At 56.7% G+C, this 22,492-nt stretch carries 19 protein-coding genes and 1 tRNA gene; 10 read left to right on the forward strand and 10 right to left on the reverse strand.

All coding sequences use genetic code 11. The annotated features are described in order from the left end of the window. Positions 1 to 292: 292 nt before the first annotated feature. Together IKP20_06315 and IKP20_06320 are read right to left on the reverse strand one after the other, a co-directional pair. Positions 293 to 365, reverse strand: a tRNA-Pro gene (locus IKP20_06315). Between the two features lie 76 nt (positions 366 to 441). Then, the gene (locus IKP20_06320; protein MBR4504565.1) at positions 442 to 1,575 is read right to left on the reverse strand and encodes an aldo/keto reductase; all 1,134 of its coding nucleotides are present in this window, start codon (positions 1,573 to 1,575) and stop codon (positions 442 to 444) included. A 149-nt stretch (positions 1,576 to 1,724) separates the two neighbouring features. On the opposite strand from IKP20_06320, the gene IKP20_06325 reads away from it, so the two are divergent. Continuing rightward, positions 1,725 to 3,095, forward strand: a complete 1,371-nt coding sequence (locus tag IKP20_06325) for an MATE family efflux transporter (GenBank protein MBR4504566.1) — start codon at positions 1,725 to 1,727, stop codon at positions 3,093 to 3,095. Positions 3,096 to 3,131: 36 nt separating this feature from the next. Here the strand turns inward: IKP20_06325 and acnA are convergent, their stop codons facing one another. Continuing rightward, positions 3,132 to 5,765, reverse strand: coding sequence for an aconitate hydratase AcnA (gene acnA / locus IKP20_06330; GenBank protein MBR4504567.1), 2,634 nt, complete (start codon positions 5,763 to 5,765; stop codon positions 3,132 to 3,134). A 198-nt stretch (positions 5,766 to 5,963) separates the two neighbouring features. Here acnA and IKP20_06335 point away from each other — a divergent pair, with 198 nt between their 5' ends. Then, positions 5,964 to 6,371, forward strand: coding sequence for a universal stress protein (locus tag IKP20_06335; GenBank protein ID MBR4504568.1), 408 nt, complete (start codon positions 5,964 to 5,966; stop codon positions 6,369 to 6,371). 131 nt (positions 6,372 to 6,502) lie between these two features. Here the strand turns inward: IKP20_06335 and IKP20_06340 are convergent, their stop codons facing one another. The 5 genes from IKP20_06340 to IKP20_06360 form a co-directional block, all read right to left on the reverse strand. Continuing rightward, entirely contained in the window at positions 6,503 to 6,907 is a 405-nt protein-coding gene (locus IKP20_06340) for a Zn-ribbon domain-containing OB-fold protein (protein ID MBR4504569.1), read from the reverse strand. Further along, on the reverse strand, positions 6,907 to 8,076 hold the full coding sequence (locus tag IKP20_06345) for a thiolase domain-containing protein (protein ID MBR4504570.1): 1,170 nt from the start codon (positions 8,074 to 8,076) through the stop codon (positions 6,907 to 6,909). The genes IKP20_06340 and IKP20_06345 overlap by 1 nt, the downstream gene beginning before the upstream one ends. A 5-nt stretch (positions 8,077 to 8,081) precedes the next feature. Then, entirely contained in the window at positions 8,082 to 9,134 is a 1,053-nt protein-coding gene (locus IKP20_06350; protein ID MBR4504571.1) for a hydroxymethylglutaryl-CoA synthase, read from the reverse strand. Positions 9,135 to 9,136: 2 nt separating this feature from the next. Next, positions 9,137 to 9,823, reverse strand: a complete 687-nt coding sequence (locus tag IKP20_06355) for a helix-turn-helix domain-containing protein (GenBank protein MBR4504572.1) — start codon at positions 9,821 to 9,823, stop codon at positions 9,137 to 9,139. 63 nt (positions 9,824 to 9,886) lie between these two features. Next, on the reverse strand, positions 9,887 to 11,257 hold the full coding sequence (locus IKP20_06360; protein ID MBR4504573.1) for a hypothetical protein: 1,371 nt from the start codon (positions 11,255 to 11,257) through the stop codon (positions 9,887 to 9,889). 50 nt (positions 11,258 to 11,307) lie between these two features. Here IKP20_06360 and IKP20_06365 point away from each other — a divergent pair, with 50 nt between their 5' ends. Continuing rightward, positions 11,308 to 12,099, forward strand: coding sequence for an inositol monophosphatase (locus IKP20_06365; GenBank protein MBR4504574.1), 792 nt, complete (start codon positions 11,308 to 11,310; stop codon positions 12,097 to 12,099). A 23-nt stretch (positions 12,100 to 12,122) separates the two neighbouring features. On the opposite strand, the gene IKP20_06370 is transcribed toward IKP20_06365, so the two are convergent. Then, on the reverse strand, positions 12,123 to 12,581 hold the full coding sequence (locus IKP20_06370) for a hypothetical protein (GenBank protein ID MBR4504575.1): 459 nt from the start codon (positions 12,579 to 12,581) through the stop codon (positions 12,123 to 12,125). Between the two features lie 136 nt (positions 12,582 to 12,717). Between IKP20_06370 and IKP20_06375 the strand changes: the two genes are divergently transcribed. Together IKP20_06375 and IKP20_06380 are read left to right on the forward strand one after the other, a co-directional pair. Beyond that, positions 12,718 to 13,650 (forward strand): homoserine kinase, encoded by a 933-nt coding sequence (locus tag IKP20_06375; protein MBR4504576.1) that lies wholly within the window; start codon positions 12,718 to 12,720, stop codon positions 13,648 to 13,650. Positions 13,651 to 13,652: 2 nt separating this feature from the next. Next, complete coding sequence (locus IKP20_06380; protein ID MBR4504577.1) at positions 13,653 to 14,870, forward strand: threonine synthase; 1,218 nt, start codon at positions 13,653 to 13,655, stop codon at positions 14,868 to 14,870. A gap of 4 nt (positions 14,871 to 14,874) precedes the next feature. Here IKP20_06380 and IKP20_06385 read toward each other — a convergent pair whose 3' ends face one another. Further along, positions 14,875 to 17,202, reverse strand: a complete 2,328-nt coding sequence (locus IKP20_06385) for a DEAD/DEAH box helicase (GenBank protein MBR4504578.1) — start codon at positions 17,200 to 17,202, stop codon at positions 14,875 to 14,877. A 92-nt stretch (positions 17,203 to 17,294) separates the two neighbouring features. Here IKP20_06385 and IKP20_06390 point away from each other — a divergent pair, with 92 nt between their 5' ends. The 5 genes from IKP20_06390 to IKP20_06410 all read left to right on the forward strand — a co-directional run bounded on the left by IKP20_06390 (position 17,295) and on the right by IKP20_06410 (position 22,417). After that, the gene (locus IKP20_06390; GenBank protein MBR4504579.1) at positions 17,295 to 18,308 is read left to right on the forward strand and encodes a hypothetical protein; all 1,014 of its coding nucleotides are present in this window, start codon (positions 17,295 to 17,297) and stop codon (positions 18,306 to 18,308) included. Positions 18,309 to 18,367: 59 nt separating this feature from the next. Further along, the gene (lonB, locus tag IKP20_06395) at positions 18,368 to 20,518 is read left to right on the forward strand and encodes an ATP-dependent protease LonB (GenBank protein MBR4504580.1); all 2,151 of its coding nucleotides are present in this window, start codon (positions 18,368 to 18,370) and stop codon (positions 20,516 to 20,518) included. A 204-nt stretch (positions 20,519 to 20,722) separates the two neighbouring features. Continuing rightward, positions 20,723 to 21,442, forward strand: a complete 720-nt coding sequence (locus IKP20_06400; GenBank protein MBR4504581.1) for a nicotinamide-nucleotide adenylyltransferase — start codon at positions 20,723 to 20,725, stop codon at positions 21,440 to 21,442. Continuing rightward, complete coding sequence (locus IKP20_06405; protein MBR4504582.1) at positions 21,387 to 21,734, forward strand: nicotinamide-nucleotide amidohydrolase family protein; 348 nt, start codon at positions 21,387 to 21,389, stop codon at positions 21,732 to 21,734. The genes IKP20_06400 and IKP20_06405 overlap by 56 nt, the downstream gene beginning before the upstream one ends. After that, complete coding sequence (locus tag IKP20_06410) at positions 21,731 to 22,417, forward strand: HesA/MoeB/ThiF family protein (GenBank protein ID MBR4504583.1); 687 nt, start codon at positions 21,731 to 21,733, stop codon at positions 22,415 to 22,417. Before IKP20_06405 ends, IKP20_06410 begins: the two co-directional genes overlap by 4 nt. Positions 22,418 to 22,492 lie beyond the last annotated feature (75 nt).

Below are 22,492 nucleotides of genomic sequence, written 5' to 3' on the forward strand. Positions count from 1 at the left end.
CTCGACAGGGGCGTGCCGATAGAGTACGTGTCGTACTGCATGGGCCACGACTCCGTGGAGACCACCCAGAAGTACTACGCGAGCTACAGGGACAAGTCGGTCCTTAGCGAGGTCCACGAGATCCTGAGGCGCGGGTCCAAGGTGTGAACGCAGGAGGGCGTGGGCCCAACAACAAAAAGCCGGACCCACACCTTCCCGAATACTCAAAAAACTATTTAGAAAAACACAAACGCTATTAGCCAGACCGCGAGAAACAAGGTCAAAAATTATGCTGAATAGCATAATACATCAGTGGGCCCGCCCGGATTTGAACCGGAGTCAATGGCTCCCGAAGCCACAAGGATACCAAGCTACCCCACGGGCCCACATGCGGAGCATCTGTTTGACCGATATAAGGATTTGCATATGGTGGATCGGGGCCGCCCAACACCTTTCTGGATCTCATCCGGGATAGAATGTCGCGTTGGCTTTCTTCAGTTCCTCTCTGATATTGATGTGCTGCGGGCAGACTTTTTCGCATTCCCCGCATCCGATGCATTCGGTCCCTGGGTTCTTTCCATGGAGCTTGACCAGCCAGTTTTCTTCGCTTTTCGCGAAATCAGAATACCCATAGAGGTTCACGATGTTCATGGCTGAGAACGTCCCGGATATGCCGATGTTTTTGGGGCATGCTTTGGCGCAGTAATCGCAAGCGGTGCATGGGATGATCGGCAACGAGGCCATAGCAACCTGGGCGTCGGCTATGGTTTCTTTCTCCCGCTCATCCAGCGGCCTGAAATCTTTCATGAAGGACAGGTTGTCAGCCATCTGCTCGACGTTCGACATGCCCGAAAGAACCTTCGAAACTCCCGGGAGGCTGGCTGCGAAACGGAGCGCCCAGCTGGCATATGATTTTCCGCTCCTGTCTCCGTCCAGGATCTCCTTTACTTTCTCCGGCGGGTCGGCCAGAAGCCCGCCTTTGATGGGCTCCATCACGATTATTGGTTTCCCGTATCTTCTGGCGGTCTCGTAGCATTTCCGGGATTCTATGGTGGGGCTGTCCCAGTCGGCCCAGTTTATCTGGAGCTGAACGAACTCCATCTCGGGATGCTCTTCGAGTATCTTTTCGAGCTCCTTCGCCCTGGAGTGGAACGAAAAGCCGACGTGCTTGACCTTCCCGGCTTTCTTCATTTCCTGAGCGAAATCCCAGATCCCGTATCTGTCGAAATATGCCGTGCGGCTCTCGCCGAGGTTGTGGAGGAGATAGTAATCGATGTATCCGGCGCCGGTCCGCTCCAGAGATGTCCCGAGCTGCGCTAAAGCTTCCTCCCGGCTCTCGCATCTCCAAGCCGCGATCTTGGTCGCCAGCGCGAAGCTTTCTCTGGGATAGCGCTCTATCAGGGCCTGTCTTATGGCCTCTTCGCTTCCGGGATATGCCCAAGCGGTGTCGAAATATGTCAGGCCAGCTCCCATATACATGTCAACCATGGTTTTGACCTGCTCGACGTCGATCTGACCGTCCTTTTTCGGCAGGCGCATAAGTCCGAACCCAAGCTTTCCGTCTTCTTCCAATCCGGGCAGAACCGCACACTCCATATGAACACCGACGGCATCGTTATTACCGTTATCGGACCGTTCGATTAATCTCAACCCAATCCTTCGCGGGCATCCTTTCTGATATGTGGGACGGCGTTTCCGTGGATGAAAATAAATATGGGCTCGGTTTTCAGCGTCGGGGCGATTCCATGGAAGGGGAGACCGAAGGCGTAGGGTTGCTTCTGGGGAACCAGAGAAAGGGTATAGTAGCGATGGCTATACCTCTGGCTGTCGCCCTTCTCTTCCAGAGCCTGAACAACATAGTCGACAGCCTCTGGGTCTCCGATCTCGGCAGCGATGCCATGGCCGCGCTCGGGATAGTATATCCTCTGTATTGCGTGCAGATAGGAATCGGCAACGGGTTGGGTGTCGGGGTATCCGCGGCCATAGCCCGCAGCATCGGCATGAAGCACAGGGAGAAGGCAGAGAGGGCAGCCGCCCAAGGATTCGTGGTTGCCGCCCAGGTGTCCGCCATCATGACGCCGGCGCTGATCCTTATCGCCCCGTATGCCATGCCTGCGATGGGTGCGGGCGATACCATCGGCGAGTGCCTCGGCTACGCTTACCCGCTGTTCATCTCGACGTTCCTGATAATCCTCAGCGGAATTCTGGCCGGGATGCTCCGCGGCGAAGGGGCCGCAAAGCGCTCCATGCTCATGCAGGCCACCGGCGCGGTCGTGAACATAATCCTGGATCCTATCTTCATATTCGGGTTTGACATGGGCGTGGCCGGAGCGGCGTGGGCCACCGCCATATCGTTCGCCGTCTCGTGCCTCGTAGCGATAATATGGTACGTCCGCGGGAGAGGGCTTTTCGTGCGCATAAGGAAGGCGTACATGAGAAGCGACGCCGCCGTCAGGAAGGACATATTCTCGGTCGGTCTTCCGGAAGCTTTGGAGCTCTCCGTGATGAATGTGTTCAACATAGCGCTGAACTACTGCGTCATAGTCTGCGGCGGAACCGACGGGGCAGCGATCTATTCGTCCAGCTGGAGGGTGTTCTACATCCTCTTGGTCCCGGCCCAAGCTCTCGGAGGCGCTTTGGTGAGCGTATGCTCCGCAGAGTACGGCATGGGAAGGTTCGACATGATCCGCGACGGGTTCCGCTTCACGGCCGTCCGCGCTTTCGTCCTTCTGGTGGCGTTCTCGGCAATCACCGCCCTGCTGTCCGATCCGATAGCCGCAGTCTTCACCCATAGCGACGGCCTCCGCCATATGCAAGGCGAGATGACGGACATGATCCGCATGTTCTGCGTGTTCCTGCCGGCGATGTCCTTCATCTACACCGGGTCATCGCTTATGCAGGCGGTGGACAGGGCTCGCGGAGGGATGTACAACGCCCTCGCCAGAAATCTGATGCTGACCGGGCTGTTCTTCTTCGGAGCTTACTGTTTCGGCACCCTCGGGTCCCTGTGGATCCTGCTCACGATAGGTGAGATAATCGGCGGACTGATGATGCTCGTCCACGCGATCATAGCGTTCGGAAAGGCGGAGAAGGCAGGCGCGCCCTCTCCGCAATGAAAAAAAGATCCCGGAGGTTCCCCTCCTATCGGCGGCTCACTCGGCCATCCTTCTCAGGACGTACTGGAGGATGCCGCCGTTCGCGATGTATTCCATCTCGACGTCCATGTCGACCCTGCAGACGGTGTCGAACTCCAGCTTCTTGCCGCCTCTGTACGCGGTGACCCTGACGTATCCCTTGGGCTCCATGTCCTCCAGATCGTTGTCGAAGGTCTCGGTCCCATCCAGCTGTAGCGTCTCGCAGCTTTGCCCCGGAAGGAACTGGAGCGGGACTATGCCCATGCCGACGAGGTTCGATCTGTGGATCCTCTCGAAGGATTCGGCGATGACGGCTTTGACACCAAGCAGAAGCGGGCCTTTCGCAGCCCAGTCTCTGGAGCTTCCGGTTCCGTATTCTTTGCCGGCGAGGACGATCAGCGGCGTCATGTCGTCATCGTATTTCCTCGAGGTCTCGAATATGGTCCCGACGGTTCCGTCCGGGAGATATACGGATCTGCTGCCTTCCGTCCCGGGGACCAGCTGGTTCTTGAGCCTGACGTTCGCGAAAGTCCCTCTGACCATGACCTCATGGTTGGCCCTTCTGGATCCGTAGGAGTTGAAGTCCTCTTTGCTGACTCCCTTGGACAGCAGGTATCTTCCGGCGTCGGAGTCCTCGGAGAAAGCGCCGGCAGGGGAGATGTGGTCGGTGGTGATGCTGTCCCCCAGCTTCGCCAGGCATCTGGCCCTCTCGATGCTCCTGATCCCGGGCTCCTCGAATATCTCGTCGAAGAACGGCGGGTTTCTGATGTATGTGGAATCCTCGTCCCAAGAGAACTGCGGGGAATCGGCGCATTCCACGGCGTCCCATCTCTCGGATCCCTTGAAGATGTCCTTGTACTTCGATTCGTACACCTTCCTGGTGACGTATTCGTCTTTCAGCTTCTCAATCTCCCAATCGGCCGGCCAGATGTCCTTGAGGTAGACGTCCCTGCCTCCGACGGTTGCCAAAGGCTCCCTGTCCAGGTCTATGTCGACGCGCCCCGCGATGGCGAAGGCCACCACGAGAGGCGGAGAAGCCAGATAGTTCGCCCTCACCAAGGGGTGGATGCGTCCCTCGAAGTTCCTGTTGCTGGAAGCGATGGCGGCGACGGCGAGGTCGTTAGCCCTGATGGAATCGCTGACCTCGTCGGAAAGCGGCCCGGAGTTGCCGATGCAGGTCATGCATCCGTATCCGCAGACCTGGAACCCAAGCTTCTCCAGATATACCAGAAGCCCGGAGTTTCTGAGGTATTCGGTGACCGCCTTCGATCCCGGCGCCAGGGAGGTCTTGACGAAGCTCTTGGGCTTCAGACCGAGCTCGCACGCTTTCTTGGCGACCAATCCCGCGGCCAGCATGACAGACGGGTTGGCCGTGTTGGTGCACGAGGTGATCGAAGCTATGACCAACGAGCCGTCACCCAGCACGTCTGCCACGGGCTTCCTCTGATTCTCGACTCCCAACGCTTTGAGGGTCTCGGAGAACTTCTCTTTCATCTCGGACAGCATGATCCTGTCCTGGGGCCTCTTGTGGCCGGCGAGGCAGGGTTCCACGGTCGACAGGTCCAGTTCCATGGTGTCGGTGTATTCCGGCTCGCTCTCGTACCACATCGACTGCTCCTTCATGTATTTCTCGACGGCATCGATGTGGCTGAGGTCCCTTCCGGTGAGTTTCAGGTATTCGATCGTCTTTTCGTCGACGGGGAAGTATCCCATGGTCGCGCCGTATTCGGGGCCCATGTTGGCGATCGTCGCTCTGTCCGCGAGCTCAAGGGTTTTGTAACCGGGTCCGAAGAACTCCACGAATTTGCCCACGACGCCTTTTTTCCTGAGCATCTGCACGATGGTCAGCACAAGGTCCGTGGCAGTGACACCGGCGCTGAGCTTGCCGGTGAGCCTGAATCCTATGACATCCGGGAGCTTCATGTAGCTGGGCTGCCCGACCATGACCGCTTCCGCTTCGATGCCGCCGACGCCCCATCCCACGACGCCGAGTCCGTCTATCTGGGTGGTATGGGAGTCGGTTCCGAAGCAAGAGTCGGGGTAGGCTATCTTTTTCCCGTTCTCCTCTTTTACGTGAACCAGAGGCGACAGGTATTCCAGGTTTACCTGGTGGCAGATCCCGTTTCCAGGCGGCACCGCGCGGAAGTTCCTGAACGATTTCTGCGCCCATTTGAACAGCGCGTACCTTTCCTTGTTCCTCTGGAAGTCCAGCTTCTCGTTGAGCTCCTTGGCATCGTCCCTCCCGGCGAAGTCGGTGTTGACGGAATGGTCGATGACCAGATCCACCGGCACGAGCGGATTGATCAGCTCGGGGTTCTTGCCCATGGCAGCTACAGCATCCCTCATCGAAGCCAAGTCGGCGACGGCTGCTCCGCCGGTGAGGTCCTGGAGAAGGACTCTGGCGGGTATCCACGGGAGATCGCGGTCGGTGTTCTCCTTCGGGTTCCAAGATGCGGCCGCGATGACGTCATCGTCTGTGACAATCTTTCCGTCCCTTCTCCTGAGCATGGATTCTACGATCACTTTGATGCTGTACGGCATCTTGGAGAGGTCCTTGATGATGCCTTTCTTTTCCAGCTCCCTGAGGCTGTAGATTCCGATGTCACCTTCGGCGGTGCTCACCGTTCTCAAGCAATCTCCGATTTCTTCCATGGAATGGCTCCTATGCTTTGAGTTAAAGGAATTCAGTATTTTATAATGGCGAATGGAAGCGTTTGCGGAGGCGCTGGACAGACCCCTCATGGAATTTCCTGAGATTAGTCATTATTTTTATTGTAAACTCAATAAACATGACATTTATGGTAATATTTTAAATATTAATTAATGAAATGTTTACTACGGGGATACGAAATGTACAAGAAAGTATTGTTAGCAGTAGACGGAACGGAAGCAAGCAAGACAGCCGTGAGGGAAGCGATCTCCATGGCAAAGGAATCCGGAGGCAGGGTTACCGCGGTATATGTCAAGGACATAGGTTACAGCCTGAACCCGATCTATTACTCTATGGAAGAGATAGACAGGGATGCCCGGAAGGTATTCTCCCTTGTCATGGAAGAGGCGAAGGCCGCAGGTGTCGATGTGGATTATAAGGTCACTGTCGGCCATGCCGTGAATGACATCGTTTCGCTGTCGGAAGGACATGATGTCATAGTATGCGGCACCCACGGACGCACGGGCGTGAAGAGATTGGTCTATGGCAGTGTTTCTGAGTCGCTGACCAGAATGGCCAGATGCGCCACTGTAATCGTGCACAGCTAAGCCGTTCCCGTATCCCCGGAAATCGGGAGCGAAGAGGTATGGGGGGCAAGAACCCCCCAAAACAGGTTGAAGGCGCCGATTATCAGTCTGCGCCGAAAGATTCCGCGATGGGCGCGGTTTGGTTTGTGCCGTCAGATTTCCGGCACGAACTTGAATCCGTAGTGGATGACTCCGCTGATCCCATCTGAATCCAGTTTTCTGAGCACGGCGCGGACGCGCATGCCGATCTCTATCTTATCGAGGTCCACGTCCACTAATTGGCCGCTTATCAGGATGCCGTCGTCCGTGCGGACCATCGCCGCCGCATAGGGCTTCTGCCTTACGTTGGCGTCGGGGGCGTCGTAGATCACGGTGTATGTGTATATTTCGCCGGTGCGGGACACGTTGTATTTCTCTATCTTTCCGATGCCCTTCCTTCTGCATACGGGGCAGAAGTCGCGGCTAGGGAAGAATATCTTCCCGCAGTTCCCGCATTTGGTGCCTATCAGGTTGTACCTTCCGGGAATCTCTCTCCATTCCTTCGCTACGGATGCCATCAGATCGCCTCCATTATGGTCACGGCGGCGACGGAACCGGTTCCTCCGGTGCTCTGGGCCAGACCGTATTTGGCGCCGTCGACCTGCCTCTTGTCCGCGCGGCCTCTGAGCTGCTGCGCAATCTCCGCTATCTGAGCCACGCCGGTGGCACCGATCGGATGCCCGCGTGCCTTGAGCCCTCCGGAAGTGTTCACGGTGACGGCGCTTCCGCCCACCTGGCATTGCCCGTCCAGCACGGCTTTTCCTGCCTCTCCCTTCTTAAAGAACCCGAGGTCCTGGAGCGCCATGATCCCTGATACGGTGTAGACGTCATGGACTTCCGCGACGTCCACGTCTTCGGCCTTGATCCCTGCCTTCGCATACGCCTTCTGGGCGGCGGCAACGGTCGCACCATAAGTGGTTATGTCTTCCCTCTGGAACAGAGCGAGGGTATCGCTGGCCTGCTCGGCCGCAGACACCTTGACGTACGAATCGGTGTATTTCTTGGCGTCCTCCAGCGGGCAGAGCACCACGGATGCGGCGCCATCCGATATGGGGGCGCAATCGAACACGCGGAGAGGGCTGGCTACGAAGCCGGATTTCAGCACAGTATCGAGGGTTATCGCTTTCCTGAACTGCGCGTCCGGGTTCAGGGCGCCGTGGTAGTGGCTGTTGACGGCGAAAGACGCGATCTCTTCCCTGGTCGCGATGCCGTCGTGGATCATCCTCTGCGCTATCATGGCATGGAGGCCGGCGAAGGTCATCCCCATCCCAGCTTCCCATTCAGCGTCCGCGGTGGTGTCCAGAACGGAATTGATCTTCACGTCATCCAGGTCGGTCATCTTCTCTGCTCCTCCTACGAGGACGATGTCGCTGAGCCCGGAGGCCACGGCCATGAAGGCTTGCCTGAAAGCGACCGCTCCCGACGCGCCTCCGGCCTCTATCCTGGTGGCCGGGACATGGTTGGTCGACATCCCTGAATAGTCGGCTATCAGCGATGCGATGTTCTTCTGATTGATGAAATGGCCTGCAGACATGTTGCCGATGTACATGCCGTCGATGTCGCTCCCGGAGATCCCGGCGTCGGCCATCGCTTTCATCCCCGCTTCGATCCCTATGGCTCTGAAGGATTTCTCCCAGTGCTCTCCGAACGCGGTGGTTCCTACCCCAATGATTGCTACGTCTCTCATCCCAATCACTCCGGCATGACGATCTTTTCCTTGAATTTCGCATAGATCCCGTAATCCACATAGACGGGATTCGCCAGGATCTTCTCCAGCACGGGAGCGTTGTCCCTCTTGTACCTGCTGATCGCGTCGGTGACGGTGATGTCGAACGCGTCGCTTCCGGCTCCGGATCCGTAAGATGTTACGAAAATCCTGTCCCCGGGTTTGGCGTGGTCCAGGATGCTGGCCAGACCGAGAGGCACCGCTCCGCTGTAGGTGTTTCCGATCTCCGGCGTCAGAAGGCCGTACTCTATCTGCTCCGGCGAGAATCCGAGCTGCTTGGCCACCCTTGTCGGGAATTTGCCGTTGGGCTGGTGGAACACCGCATAATCATAATCGGAAGGCTGGGTGCCCATGGCTTCCAGCATCATCTTGGCGGCGGAGGTCACATGCCTGAAATACGCAGGCTCGCCGGTGAATCTGCCTCCGTGGAGCGGGTAGGGCTGCCCTTCCCTCCTCCAGAAATCGGGAGTGTCGGTGGTGAAGCTGAGAGTTTTGTTGATCTTGGCTATGACGTTCTCCGAACCGATGAGGTATGCCGCACCTCCTGCCGAAGCCGAGTATTCCAGCGCATCGCCGGGCGCACCCTGGGAGGTGTCCGCTCCGATCGCTACGCCGTATCTGACCATCCCGGATCCGACGAGACCCATGCACGCCTGGATTCCGGCGGTCCCGGCTTTGCAGGCGAATTCGAGGTCTGCGGCGGTCATGGCCGGCGTCGCCTCTATGGATTCCGCGACTATGGTTGCGGTAGGCTTCACCGCGTAGGGATGGGATTCCGATCCGACATAGATCGCGCCGATGTCTTGGGGATCCACCTCCGGGACCCTGGCCATCATGAATCTGGCCGCCTCGGTCGCGATGGTGACGACGTCTTCGTCAGGTGAAGGCACCGATTTCTGGTTGATCATCAGGCCTTTGCCCATGGCTTTGCCGTCGATCCCCCAGATCCTGCCTATCTCCTCAGGCTTTATTCTGTATCTTGGGACGTATGCCCCGTAGCTAACGATTCCGACTTCCATCTTCATTCCTCTCTGAAAACTCTAAGGTTGGCTGTGATCTCCTCCGCGGTGAGGTCCGTGACCACAAGCGGGATCTTCTCGAGTTTGGCCAGCTTAACCGCCAACGGGTCAACCGTCTCCGGTCTGATGTAGACGACCATGGCGGGTGTGAGCGGATGCGCGCGCACCGCGATCATGGGGGAGCGCCCGTAGTGGACGTTCGTGAAGAGCAGGGCCCTTTCGATGTTCCCCCCGTATATCTTAAGATAATCCTGGGATCCAAGGCTCAGGATGGCCTTCACAGAATCCACCACGGTGAAACCGTAGACGATCTTCGCCGGGCAGTCCGGGTTGAGGTTCTTCCCTTTTATCTTGGATATGAAAGTATCCATCCCGACCCCTATCAGGAACTCGTCCATCGATTTTATGCATTCGAGCTTTTTGTCGGGGTTGTATCTGGATATGACGGGCGAACCGTTGGCCATATCCAGATCGATTAGCGCGTCCACCATCTTCCTGATGACGTTGACTCCTGGAGATTTTCTCCTCCCGGATTCGTAATCGCTGATGACAGAATGGGAAATCCTCATGGCGTCTGCCAATTGGTTCTGGGAAAGGCCGAATTCCTCCCTCCATTTCCTGATCGTGCGTCCCGGATTGGGCGAAAGCGCGATTTCGCCGGCGATCTTCTGTTTGAATTCGTCGACCATGGAGGGAAGGATTCGGCCGTTTATATATAAGAGTGTCGAATATTAATTTCGTTGAAAGACGAATCAATCCAGTTCCTTGGACAGAGTCTCGACTATCTTTTTCAGGACTTTGATCCTTCCGTATTTCTTGTTCTCCGATTCGATGGCGATCCAAGGGGCCCATTCGGCGTTGGTTGATGAGATCATCCTGTCGATGTATTCCTCGTAGACGCCCCATTTTTCGCGGTTGCGCCAGTCCTCTTCGGTTATCTTGTACTGTTTGACCGGGTTCTCCTGCCTCTCTTTGAATCTCCGGAGCTGCTCGTCGGGGCTTATCTCCATCCAGAACTTCAGCACGATGCATCCTGTGCTCGCCAGGAATTTCTCGAATCCGCGTATCTCCGCGGCTGAGCGGCCGTATTCCTCTTTCGAGCAGAAGCCTTCTATGGGTTCCACCATCATTCTTCCGTACCAGGAGCGGTCATAGATGCAGATGTGCCCCGCTTTCGGCATCTTCATGGCGAATCTCCACATGTAAGTGTGAAGCTTCTCCTCTCCAGTCGGGGCCGCCACGGGGTTGACATAATAGCCTCTGGGATTCAGCGCCCTGGTGACGCGCTTGATGGTTCCTCCTTTCCCGGCTGCGTCCCATCCTTCGAACACTATGACCAAGGCTTTGTCCGAGGTCGCCAGTTTGGCCTGAAGGCGGTTCAGCTCCTCGGAAAGCCTGGTAAGGTCTGCGCGGTAGTTTTTGGCGGTCTTGCTCAGATCCAAATTTTTGCGCGGGTTCTCGAACAGAGGCTCGACTTTCAGGTTGGACGGGGGATACCCGGAATCCATCCTGGATTTGACGCGGTCCAGGAAGGTTTGGATGACGCTGTCCGTGGTTTTCACGGCGCTGTCGCCCACTTTGATCACGTCCCAGGGGGCAGTCGGCGTTCCGGTCTCGGAGATGATCTTCGAGGAAGTCTTCCTGTTCCATATCTCATAGTCGTGGTCGTCCGCGAGGAACGTACCTTTGGGCCCGTTCATGCGGTCGCCGGCGGATCCAAGGCTGTCTTTGACCGAATCCAGGAAGAATTTGACCAGGATAACGCCGTTGGACGTGAAATAGCGTTCGAGGTCGTTGACGACCTTCAGCATATCGCCCTTCTCAATCTGCGAAGGCTTCAGCCAGGAATACCAGGAGCGGTCGTAGACGGCGATCTTCCCTTTGGCCGGCTCATGGCCGATGGTTTTCATCGTGGTCCTGGGATCGTTCTTCTCTCCGGCCTGGAAATGGGAGTATCTGGCTACCCTGGGATCCAGCAGGTTCAGGAATTCGTTTATGATCATCTCTTGGACGCGCTCGTCGTGGCCTTCGAAAACGACGAGGACAGCTTTCTCCTCGTCGATAATCTTGCGCTGTATCATCGTCAGCTCGTCTTCGAGCTCTTGGGTGACTTCATAGGGCATATTCTATGAACGTAGGTTACAATAAATATGGTTGCCGTAATTTCCCATCCGTGCTATCCAAGTTGGAGGATATTGTGAGACGCTCCGGCGTCATGGTCAGGGATACCGCCGATTTCACGGTCAAAGACAAAGGCACCAAGGAGAACGTGGTGACCTCCGTCGACGTCGAGAATGAGATTTTCTTGAAGAGAGAGCTTTTATCGCTGATTCCAGGCTCCGTTTTCAAGGGCGAGGAAGGCGATGATGTCCCGGTCGCTCATAAAGGATACACATGGATAGTCGATCCCATCGATGGCACGACGAACTTCGCCCGCAGAATCCCAGAGATCGGCATATCCGTGGGGCTTCTGAAGGACGGGGAGCCTTTTATGGGAGTTGTTTACAATCCATACACAGACAATCTATACAGCGCGGAGAGAGGGAAAGGAGCCCGCAAGAACGGCGTTCCCATACGCGTCTCCGACCGCCCGATGGAGGATTGCCTGCTTTGCACGGCGTGGTGCGCTTATTACAAGCAATATGCGTCCGGATGTTTCAGGGTCAGCGAGAGGATGCATCCCATCTGCAACGACATACGCAGGATCGGGACGGCCGCAATAGAACTGAGCATGCTGGCTGAAGGCGCCGTGGACTTATTCTTCGAAATACGCCTGTGCCCCTGGGATTATGCGGCCGCTTCCGTCATCCTTTCGGAGGCCGGAGGATTCATGGTCTCCATGGAGGGCCCCGTCGATTATGACCATGCCTGCGCGTTCATCGCGGCGAACAATGAAGGCAACTTAGAGACGCTCGCCAAGATCGTCAGAGAGGAATTCGGCGGGAAGACGCCGTATGATTTCTGAATAAAGATGGATGGAGATTCATCTCAGGTTTTCAGGAGCTCGACGCAGGCCACGTTCTCCAAAGCTTGGTCCTCGTAAGAGAGGAAACCATCGTTCAGGCCCAGCTTCCTCGCTTTCTCTTCGGTGGCATCCGCGAGGGAATCGTCCCTTTCCATGCCGATGGCATCCAATTCGGGGTCGTCTATGCCCAGAAGAACGGCGACGTATTCGTCCCTGCCCTCTTTCGGCCTCATCTTGGCCATGGCTTTGCCGATCTGCCTTTCCCAGGCGCAATAAAGTATGATCTCAGACATGATTGTCTTGGATCTGTTGGTCCCTTCCTCGAAGGCCCTTTTCGCATGCATGAAAGCCGACATTGCATGGCATTTCCCGCAGACCATGTCGGGATCGAGAAGGACGCATTCCCCGCCCATGGACGTGAAATGCCCGATAATATCGTCGAACCCGGCTTTCCCTCTCATGCCGATGACCTGCGCTTCCATGTACGCGAATCATGGCTCCCAGCCTTAAATATGATGCGTCCGAGGCGGAATCCCTTACTTATCGGCAAATGGGATATGCCGTTAGACAAACTTAATTTAATGATGCGATGATGGCGTGGCAGAAAGCGTGAGCCCAATGACCGAAGAATGGATTAGAATCTCAGCGCCAGCCACCACATCCAACATAGGAGCTGGCTTTGATATTTTCGGGATCGCCCTCAACGAGCCCTATGACATCATAGAAGGAAGGAAAATCGAATCTGGGATAGTGATTTCGGAGGTTTCCGGACCCGGTTCGGAGTCCATCCCTTTGGATGCCGAGAAGAATTCGGTGGGAATCGCCGCCGCCGAGGTTCTCAGGAGATGCGGCGCCGATTTCGGGATCGAGCTGAAGATAAAGAAAGGCATCAGGCCCTGCAGCGGAATAGGGTCCTCAGGGGCTTCCGCCGCCGGAGGGGCATATCTCGCGCACATCCTTTGCGGAGAGAAGCTCAGCCCCACCGAAGTCGTCCTCTGTGCCGCCCATGCTGAAGACGTCACATCCGGCGGATTCCACGCGGACAATGTGGCCCCCTGCATACTGGGAGGATTCACGATCATCCGTTCGTATGAGCCTTTCGAGGTCATCAGCATTAAGCCTCCGGAGGATCTCGGCATCGTTGTGGCCATGCCTGACGTTCTTGTCCCCACCAAGGAGTCCCGCATGGTTCTTCCCAGAGAGGTCCCGGTCAAAGATCTCGTTTTCCATGTCGGCAACGCATCCTGCCTCGTCTACGCCATGATGTCGGGGAACCTCCCGCTGATAGGGCGCTCGGTCAAGGATGCGGTTTTCGAGCCGGCCAGGGCCCATCTGGTTCCGCATCTCAAAGAAGCCGAGGATGCGGCCATGTCTCACGGCGCTCTCGTCTCTTTCCTGGGAGGCTCAGGCCCCTGCATAATTTCATTTTACGACAAGAACCTGCGCAACGGCGAATCCATCGCTGACAGCATCAGGGCGCTTTACGCCGACAACGGCATGAAATGCGACACCTGGGTCACGGATTGCGGCACCGGATGCAGGAGGTTATGAATATGGCAGCTCACAAAGTCATCTGCTGGGATTGCGGAGCGGAAGTCGACGATCCATTCGTCAACATCTGCCCCAAATGCGGCGGCCTTCTGACCGTCAAGATGGACCTGGAGAAGGTCAAAGAGATGAAGCCCGAGGATCTCAGGAAGGAGCCCATAGGCGTTTGGAGGTACGCTCCGTTCATGCCCGTGGATCCCGCCCACAAAGTCTCCATCCAGGAGGGCGGCACCCCTCTGTACCCCACCAAAGCTCTGGGCGCGGAGATCGGGGTCGAGAACACCTTCGTGAAGTTCGAGGGACTGAACCCCACGGGATCGTTCAAGGACAGGGGAATGACCATCGGAGTCTCGCACGCCAAAGAGCTCGGCGCGAAAGTCGTGGGATGCGCTTCTACCGGGAACACGTCCGCCTCTCTCGCCGCATACGCCGCGAAAGCCGGGATGAAATGCGCCGTCTTCCTGCCGTCCGGGAAGGTCGCCATGGGAAAGCTGGCCCAGGCCCTTTTCTTCGGCGCCAAAGTCCTGTCGATCGACGGCAATTTCGATGACGCCCTGGCTTTGGCCAGGAAAATGGCGGACGAGAGGAAGCTGTATCTCCTCAACTCCATCAATCCCTACCGCCCGGAAGGACAGAAGTCCGTTCTCTTCGAGATAATGGATCAGCTCAACTACGACGTACCCGACAGGATCATCCTTCCCGTGGGCAACGCAGCCAACATCTGGGCGGTTTACAAAGCCCTCACCGAGCTGAAAGAGGTCGGATGGATCGACAAAGTCCCGATGCTCACGGGAATCCAGGCCGAAGGCTCCGCGCCGGTCGCTAAGGCTTTCAAGGCCAAGACCAAAGATTTCGTCGCCGAGCCGAATCCGGAGACCGTCGCCACCGCGATTAGGATCGGGAACCCGGTCAGCGGAAGGAAAGCGCTCCACGCCATCTATTCCACCGGCGGCTATTCGCTGACGGTGACTGACGACGAGATCATCAAGGCACAGCAGCTCCTCGGAAGGAAAGAGGGCGTCTGCGTCGAGCCTGCTTCCGCCGCATCCGTGGCCGGACTGAAGAAGCTCCGCGAGATGGGCATCGCCGACAGGGATGAGAGGGCGGTCTGCATCTGCACCGGAAACGGCCTCAAGGATCCGGACACCATCATCAACAACTGCGCTCCCCCGATCAAATGCGGCAATTCCGTCGCAGAAGTCGAGCGCATCCTCTCCCAGTGAGAGGTCAGAAATCAAACAGATTGGACTGCCGGGGTCCCCCGGCGTCTATATCCGCTTTTTTCTTGGTTCTCTTCGGTTTCTCCGGATCCGGCTCGGGAATTTTCTCTTCCGCCGCCATGCCGTATTCCTCGGCCATGGCGATTAGCATGGCTTCCTCCTCATCGTCGGGCATGTCGGAGGAGAACGAAGGCTGTGCAGAAGGCTCCTGAGCATGGTTTCCCCCTCCGAATTTCGACTTCATGCTTTTGGCCAGTGCCTTCCCTATCTTGGGGAGATCGGCGAGGAAAGACTCGTCGGCGGCCATCACATCCATCTCGGTTTTGATCCCGCTGTCGAACAGGACTCTAGCCCTGCTGCGTCCCACTCCGCGGAATCCGACCAGACCTAGGAGCTCCTCTTTGACTCCATATCTGATCCTGGTTATCAGCGGTTTGATCTTCACGGTCGCGTCCGGGTTGAATATCATGGCGATCTCGCCCATGGCGTACAGGATCCAGTCCATCATGTCGATCCTTGATCTTATGTCGCCGGGGCCAATCCCCATCTCATCGGTGATGATCTCCTCTGGAATCTCCTCGATCCATCTCTCGGCCAGCAGAGCCGTCTTCAGGTCGCTGTAAAGGAATTCGGGGTCGTAATCTTCGATGTCATCGGGATCCACGAGATACGCGTCATCCATCCTCGCGGCGGCGGCCGTAAGGGAATCCCCGTCGCATTTCTTGGGGAACATGCCCAGCACATCGGGGGTCATGGCGGCAGCGACTAGGATCGGGAACGTCTCGGTGTCGTCCCTTATCTTCATCACCGCATCCCTCAATATCGACGCGGAAATCGGATCTATGCACATGTCGGAGATCCTTTTTCCGAACGGGAGTGCGACTATCCTGCTCCCTTCGCGGACCACCATGCACTCCTCTTCGAGGAATCCGATGGTCCTTTCCACAACCGATTCTATCCCGAACATCTGCGAGGTCGTCCCGAAGAAGGTGTCCCTGAGAAAATCCAGGACCGTATCTTCGGACCAGGCGTCTCCGGTGGCTATCAGTCCGAGCATATGGCTTCTGAGGACATTCTCCCCGAAGAGCTTGGATGTAAGCCTTTCTGTGTCGTGGTTTACGTAATCGTCCATCAGATGGTCGGCGTCGTTGATGTTCTTCGCTATCAGGACGGCTTCCCCATACGGATCGAATCTCGGCCTGCCGGCGCGGCCGCTCATCTGCTTTATCTCCATTACGGGGAGCGGCACGTTGCCTGCGTTTGTCTCGAAGCGCGTCGTGTCTCTGATCACTACTCTTCTTGCTGGGAGATTGATCCCGGCTGCGAGGGTGGGGGTAGCCACTATGCATTTTATCCTGCCTTGGCGGAAGCCATCCTCGATGAACTTCCTCTGCCTGTACGTGAGCCCGGCGTTGTGGAATGCCACCCCGCATCTCACGCATTCGGCCAGCTTCCTTCCGGATGCTGTGGATTCGGCCTCTCCCTCCAGGATGTATGCCTCCGCTCCGGATAGCTTTGTGCCGACTATCTTGGACAGCGGCTTGCCGAATCTGGCGGCCAAGGATTCCGTGGAGCGCCTGCTGTTCACGAACACTATGCTTTGGCCGCCCTCTCTGATCGTCTGCTCCACAAGGTTCCAGACCTCATCTTTGCCGGTCGATTCGACTTCCCGTCTGCTTCCGTCCCCGAATCTTATGGTGCCGTCGAAATAGACGCCTTCCTTGAGAGGAATCGGGCGCCAGTCGCTTTTTATGAGCTCGGCATGGAGCCATTCGGCGAGGTCCTCGGCGTTGGATATGGTCGCGGACAGGGCGATTATCTGGAGGTCTTTGTTCCTGCGCATGAGTTTGGTCAGGGCGACCTCCAAGGTCGGGCCTCTTCCAGGGTCGTGAATCATGTGGATCTCATCCGCGATTACCAAACCGACGTCGCGGATCCATTCGCTGCCATGGCGGATCATCGAATCCGCTTTTTCGGAGGTCGCGACCACCACGTTGGCTTCTGAGATGCCTCTGTCTTCGGCGTCCAGGTCGCCCGAGCTGAGATGGACTTTCACCCCCAAATCGGAGAATCTATCGAAATCGTCCTTTTTCTCCGATGCAAGCGCCTTCAGAGGCACTATGTACAGGACTTTGCTTCCGCGGGTTATCGTTTTCAGCGCCGGAATGTACCCGATGAGGGATTTCCCGCTGGCGGTTGGTATAGCGGCTACGACGCTTTTCCCCTCCAACGCCACCGGAATGGCCTCCGCCTGAGGGGGATGCAATTCCAGGAAGCCTTCGGCCTTCAGCGCTTCAGCGATGCGCTCGGGGATGTCCAATTCGTCGACCCGCATATGCTCTTCCATATGTCCAGTTCGATAATAACATGGCGGTCCTTATTTCTGACATAGGGTATCTTTAATTATAATCCCAATATAGCCCAAGCATGAAACAATGGGTCTGGGCGTTTCTGGCTATCTCGGCAGCGATGCTTCTCGCGCTATCCGTCCAGTCCGCGGACTCGGAAGGCGCGAGCGACGATTACGTATCGCAGCTGGATGCGAATTCGTCGGCGGTATACGCGGAAATCTCAAATCTATCGGGAAGCGTGGATGCCACCCAGACAATCTCAGCGGAATTCCCGAATGTAGTCCTTTTCCTGAGCGAAGAGGAAGCGAAAGGATACGCCGCCTCCGAAGCCAACGATGCGGCCGCTGCCGTCTATCTGAGCGATCCCTTTTGCATATGGCTTTGGGACCTCCCAGTGAAAGGAATAGAGGTCGAGTCTGAAATAGCGTCGGTGACTTTGACCGGGGATCCCACGACTTATTACGCCGTCAGATCGGTGTCGTTCCAGATTTCAGTGCAGGAAAAATACGCCGATTCAGTGCAGAAGACATTGGATTCCGTCAAAGATGCCCTCAAAACCTATTCGGGGAGCGATTCGTCCAAAGCGAAATCGATTGCCAAGGATCTTTCCGGCATATCCAAGAAGGATGATGAGGAGGGGGAGATCAGCGATCTTTACGATGCGCTCGTGAAAAGGTCGTCGTCTTCCGCCGGAATCGCCGCCGCATTCACGTATGTCGCTTCGAACAACGGTTTGGAAGCGGTCACCGTCAAAGGCATGTTCTACGGCGATTCCTCGGACGGGAAGGTCGCCTATTGGAACGAGTGCGTCGCAGACGAGAAATGGTATGCAGTGGACGTTATCAACGGGTTGACCATGGTCGGAAGCGCCACGCCCGCATCGGGCTCGGCTTTCGCGTCCGTATATTATGAAGATCTGGATCTCAAAGATCCGAACGGGCTGGTTCCGCCCAGCTTGGAAAGGGAAGGCTATCCATATCCAGACGATACGCCTTTTTATAAGAAATACGGTCCAGTATTGACGATGGCAGTGATTTCCGCGATAGTCGTGCTCGCTCTGTTCGTCGGAGTGAGGCAAGGGAATTTCTGAGAGGAAATAAAGAAATCTTTTTATAAAAGAACAAACTGTTCAAATGGGGTCATTGAAATATGAAAGAGAAAGACGTTGAGAGGTCAAAGATTTCCGTCGAGGAGTGGGCGGAACAGCAGACCTTCGATACCACGGCCGACATAAGGATCCCCGATTCCATGACGGATCGCGTGATCGGACAGGACGATGCCGTGGAAGTCATGCGGAAGGCGGCCTCTCAGAAAAGGCATGTGATGCTCATAGGCGAGCCTGGGACGGGGAAATCCATGCTCGCTAACTCCATGGTCGAAAGCCTTTCTTCCGAGGATCTCCAAGATATAGTCGCTTACAACAATCCTGAGGATAACAATGAGCCCAGGATCAGGGTATTCCCCGCCGGTAAGGGCAAGACGCTTGTCGCTGAGCAGAAAGCCGCCGCGGCCGCCAGGAAGAACCAGTCCAACACGATGTGGGTCTATGCCTGCATGGCGCTGATAATACTCGGTCTGGTGGGTTCTTTCATATTCAACAATTTCATGATCGCGCTGGCGGCGATGCTGGGCGCATTCATCATAATAATGCTGTTCAGGACCCCTATGCAGACGAAGAACGAGGATGCACTTGTTCCCAAGCTTCTTGTCGGCCATGACGCCGGAGAGATGCCGCCGTTCGTGGATGCCACAGGTACCCATGCCGGAGCTTTATTGGGCGATGTCAGGCACGATCCTTTCCAATCAGGCGGCCTTGAGACCCCGTCCCACAGCAGGATAGAGGCTGGAGCCATCCACAAAGCCAACAAGGGTGTCCTGTACATCGATGAGATCAACGTCCTCAAGATGGAATCCCAGCAGGCTCTCCTCACTGCCATGCAGGAGAAGCAGATGAGCATTACCGGACAGTCCGAGAGGTCTTCCGGCGCTCTCGTCAAATCCGAGCCTGTGCCATGCGATTTCATCCTCGTCTGCGCAGGCAACTTGGATGCGATCAAAGGGATGCACCCCGCCCTGAGATCGAGGATCAGAGGTTACGGTTACGAGGTGTACATGCGCAGCACCATGCACGACACCGACGAGAACCGTCTCAACATAGCGCGTTTCGTGGCCCAGGAAGTCAAGAAAGATGGCAAGATCCCCCATTTCGACAGATTTGCCGTGGCTGAGATCGTCAGGGAGGCCCAGCGCCGTTCCGGAAGGAAAGGAGAGCTCACCCTCAGGATGAGAGAGCTCGGAGGTCTCGTCCGTGTGGCCGGGGATATCGCATATCAGAGAGGTTCCCCCTCTGTGACCATGGGCGATGTCGTAGCCGCGCGCAGATCCGCCCGCAGCATCGAGCAGCAGATCGCAGACAGATATATCGAGAACAGCGCCGCTTATTCCATGTTCAAGACGTCCGGCAGCGAGATTGGAATGATCAACGGCCTTGCCGCGCTCAACGCCAGCTCCAACATGGCCGAATACTCGGGAATCGTTCTCCCCATCGTCGCAGAGGTATCGCCTTCCCAAGTCCGCAAGGGAGGCCGCATCATCGCAACCGGTCAGCTGGGCACCATCGCCAAAGAAGCCGTCGACAACATCTCGGCGGTCATCAAGAAATACACGATGACCAGCCTCTCCGATAGCGACATCCATCTCCAATACATCGGAACTTATGACGGAGTCGAGGGAGACAGCGCTTCCATCACGATGGCTACGGTCATAATCTCTGCGCTGGAGAGGATACCGATCCGCCAGGATCTGGCGATGACCGGTTCCCTGAGCGTCAGAGGAATGGTCCTGCCCGTGGGCGGAGTCACAGCCAAATTGGAGGCTGCGGCCGCTTCCGGAATCAAAATCGCGCTCATACCCAAGGACAACGCCAAGGACGTCATGGTCGAGAGCAGATTCTACAAGACCATGGACATATACACCGTCGAAACCCTCAGAGACGTCTTCGAGTATGCTTTCGTGGATTGCCCTATGAAGCAGCAGTACCTCGACAAGCTCCTTCCGCTCAACGAAAGCGGCGGGTCCACGGTCAAGAGAATCGAGCCTCCCGTGGAATACGTCTACCACAACCCTCCTCCCGAGGCTCCCGCCCAGAAGAAGCCTCCGGAAGAGCCTCCGATCCCGGAACCGGTTTCCAAGTCCGCTCCGTCTCCGAGCGCTCCCCCGTCGGGATACACTTCCGCCGGGAACATCGAAGACGACCTGGGCAAAGGGACGAAAGACCCCTTGAAGCCGTTCAGGGGATGAGGGCCGGGTCCAAGCCCAAATCACGGGGGCCACAACCCCCGCCCACTTTTCCATTTGAATTCTGATTTGCGATCCGCTGGGCATATCCGAATCCCGAAACTTTCGGCGAAAACTGCCGGCTGGATACGTTCAGAGTAATAATCGCGCGAATGCAGACTGGCATCCCGCAATTGTGTTTTATACGGATTCGCAGTACTCCATGGCATGTCTAGAAACGACTACAGTGCGTATTCCATGGTGGTGGGGAGGTTCCAGCCTTTCCACAACGGCCATATGGACGTCATCAGGAAGTGCGCATCAGAGTCGGACCATCTCATCGTCGGAATCGGGAGCGCCCAGTATTCCCATCACCCGGACAACCCTTTCACCGCCGGCGAGAGATATCTGATGATCGAGAATTCCCTGGATGACGCGGGGATCCACAACTACAGCATCGTCCCGATGGAGGATCTGAACCGCTATTCCGTTTGGGTTTCCCATGTGGTGTCGATGTCGCCTCCTTTCAGGCGCGTGTACACCAACAATCCGCTTACTAAGCGCCTGTTCGAGGAGGCCGGGTTCGAAGTCCGCGCATCGCCCCTCTACAACCGCGATGTCTACTCCGGCACCGAAATCCGCCGCAGGATCGTCGCCGAGGAGGAATGGAGGTCGCTCGTGCCCAAAGCCGTATCAGAAGTGATGGACGACATAGACGGGGTCGGAAGGCTCAGAGACATCTCTGGAGGTGGAGACAACGCCCCTCTCCGAAGCCGAGGCCTTGGAAAGCCTTCTCGCAAGCATGGGAAAGACTCTGTCAACTGCCGAATCCTGCACCGGAGGTCTTATCGGAGGCGCTCTGACGGCCATCCCAGGCTCTTCCGAGGTTTATATGGGAGGTATAGTTTCCTATTCAAACGAAGCCAAGACGGATCTTCTCGGCGTTGATCCGGAGACGATCCGGAGATTCGGCGCGGTTTCCGAGCAGACGGCATCGGAGATGGCGGCCGGAGCGCAGAAGGCGTTCGGAACGGATGCGGCCATTGCGGTCACCGGAATAGCCGGGCCAGGCGGGGCGACCCCCGAGAAACCCGTCGGTCTGGTTTATATCGCCGTGGCCGACGGCCCCAGGACAGTAGTCTGCCGCAACGTGTTCGAGGGCGGCAGGGATTCCGTGAGGGAGCAGACCGTCTCCACTGCATGCGAGGTCATGAGGGAATTGCTGGAGGGCAAACTATGATCGGAGGGAGATTCGAGCGGCAATTGCCTCTGTTCGGCGAGGAAGGCCAGGAGAAGATCATGGGCGCAACGGTAGGCGTCGCCGGATGCGGCGGCCTGGGAGTGACTCTGATAACCTTGCTGGCAGAGGCGGGAGTGAGCCATTACATCCTATCGGATCCGGATTATCCGGACATAACCAATCTGAACAGGCAGTTCATCTATACTGCGGGCGACCAGAGGCCGAAGTCCCAGATTTCGGCGGAATGGATCACGGCTATCAATCCGCTGGCTGAGATCGAGGTCCATCCCGAACCATTCGGAGAGGGCACCGAATCCATGTTCTATCCGTGCGACATCATAGTGGATTGCTTGGACAACATGGAAAGCAGGATGAAGCTCGCGGATTACGCCTATGGTAACGGCAAGCCCTTGGTGCACGGCGGCATAAGCGGGTTCGAAGGCCAGATAGCCGTGTCTATTCCTGGTCAGACGCCGAGCTTAAGGGATATGATAGGCACATGCGCCGGAGAGGGCGAGGGCGTTCCCGTTTTCGGGGCTGCTGTCTCTGCGATCGCCGCTATGGAGGCCATCGAGACTCTGAAAATAATCTCGGGCATGGGAACCGAGACCGCAGGGAAGCTTGTGGCAGTCGATTTCCGCTCGATGTCGATGCAGACCGCCGATTTCAGCGGGAAGCGATGAATGCTCTTTTTCCGGTCGGTCCAGAGCGATCGATCGGACGTTTTGCAAGCACTTATCTAACACTTGGATGATTAG

Source organism: Candidatus Methanomethylophilaceae archaeon, from assembly GCA_017524805.1.
Classification (GTDB): Archaea; Thermoplasmatota; Thermoplasmata; order Methanomassiliicoccales; family Methanomethylophilaceae; genus Methanoprimaticola.

Coding starts and splice junctions, on each gene's coding strand:
- IKP20_06320 (MBR4504565.1), bottom strand. CDS start 1,575: ATGGAGTGTGCGGTTCTGCCCGGATTGGAAGAAGACGGAAAGCTTGGG.
- IKP20_06325 (MBR4504566.1), top strand. CDS start 1,725: ATGGAAGGGGAGACCGAAGGCGTAGGGTTGCTTCTGGGGAACCAGAGA.
- acnA (MBR4504567.1), bottom strand. CDS start 5,765: ATGGAAGAAATCGGAGATTGCTTGAGAACGGTGAGCACCGCCGAAGGT.
- IKP20_06335 (MBR4504568.1), top strand. CDS start 5,964: ATGTACAAGAAAGTATTGTTAGCAGTAGACGGAACGGAAGCAAGCAAG.
- IKP20_06340 (MBR4504569.1), bottom strand. CDS start 6,907: ATGGCATCCGTAGCGAAGGAATGGAGAGAGATTCCCGGAAGGTACAAC.
- IKP20_06345 (MBR4504570.1), bottom strand. CDS start 8,076: ATGAGAGACGTAGCAATCATTGGGGTAGGAACCACCGCGTTCGGAGAG.
- IKP20_06350 (MBR4504571.1), bottom strand. CDS start 9,134: ATGGAAGTCGGAATCGTTAGCTACGGGGCATACGTCCCAAGATACAGA.
- IKP20_06355 (MBR4504572.1), bottom strand. CDS start 9,823: ATGGTCGACGAATTCAAACAGAAGATCGCCGGCGAAATCGCGCTTTCG.
- IKP20_06360 (MBR4504573.1), bottom strand. CDS start 11,257: ATGCCCTATGAAGTCACCCAAGAGCTCGAAGACGAGCTGACGATGATA.
- IKP20_06370 (MBR4504575.1), bottom strand. CDS start 12,581: ATGGAAGCGCAGGTCATCGGCATGAGAGGGAAAGCCGGGTTCGACGAT.
- IKP20_06375 (MBR4504576.1), top strand. CDS start 12,718: ATGACCGAAGAATGGATTAGAATCTCAGCGCCAGCCACCACATCCAAC.
- IKP20_06380 (MBR4504577.1), top strand. CDS start 13,653: ATGGCAGCTCACAAAGTCATCTGCTGGGATTGCGGAGCGGAAGTCGAC.
- IKP20_06385 (MBR4504578.1), bottom strand. CDS start 17,202: ATGCGGGTCGACGAATTGGACATCCCCGAGCGCATCGCTGAAGCGCTG.
- IKP20_06390 (MBR4504579.1), top strand. CDS start 17,295: ATGAAACAATGGGTCTGGGCGTTTCTGGCTATCTCGGCAGCGATGCTT.
- lonB (MBR4504580.1), top strand. CDS start 18,368: ATGAAAGAGAAAGACGTTGAGAGGTCAAAGATTTCCGTCGAGGAGTGG.
- IKP20_06400 (MBR4504581.1), top strand. CDS start 20,723: ATGTCTAGAAACGACTACAGTGCGTATTCCATGGTGGTGGGGAGGTTC.
- IKP20_06405 (MBR4504582.1), top strand. CDS start 21,387: ATGGGAGGTATAGTTTCCTATTCAAACGAAGCCAAGACGGATCTTCTC.
- IKP20_06410 (MBR4504583.1), top strand. CDS start 21,731: ATGATCGGAGGGAGATTCGAGCGGCAATTGCCTCTGTTCGGCGAGGAA.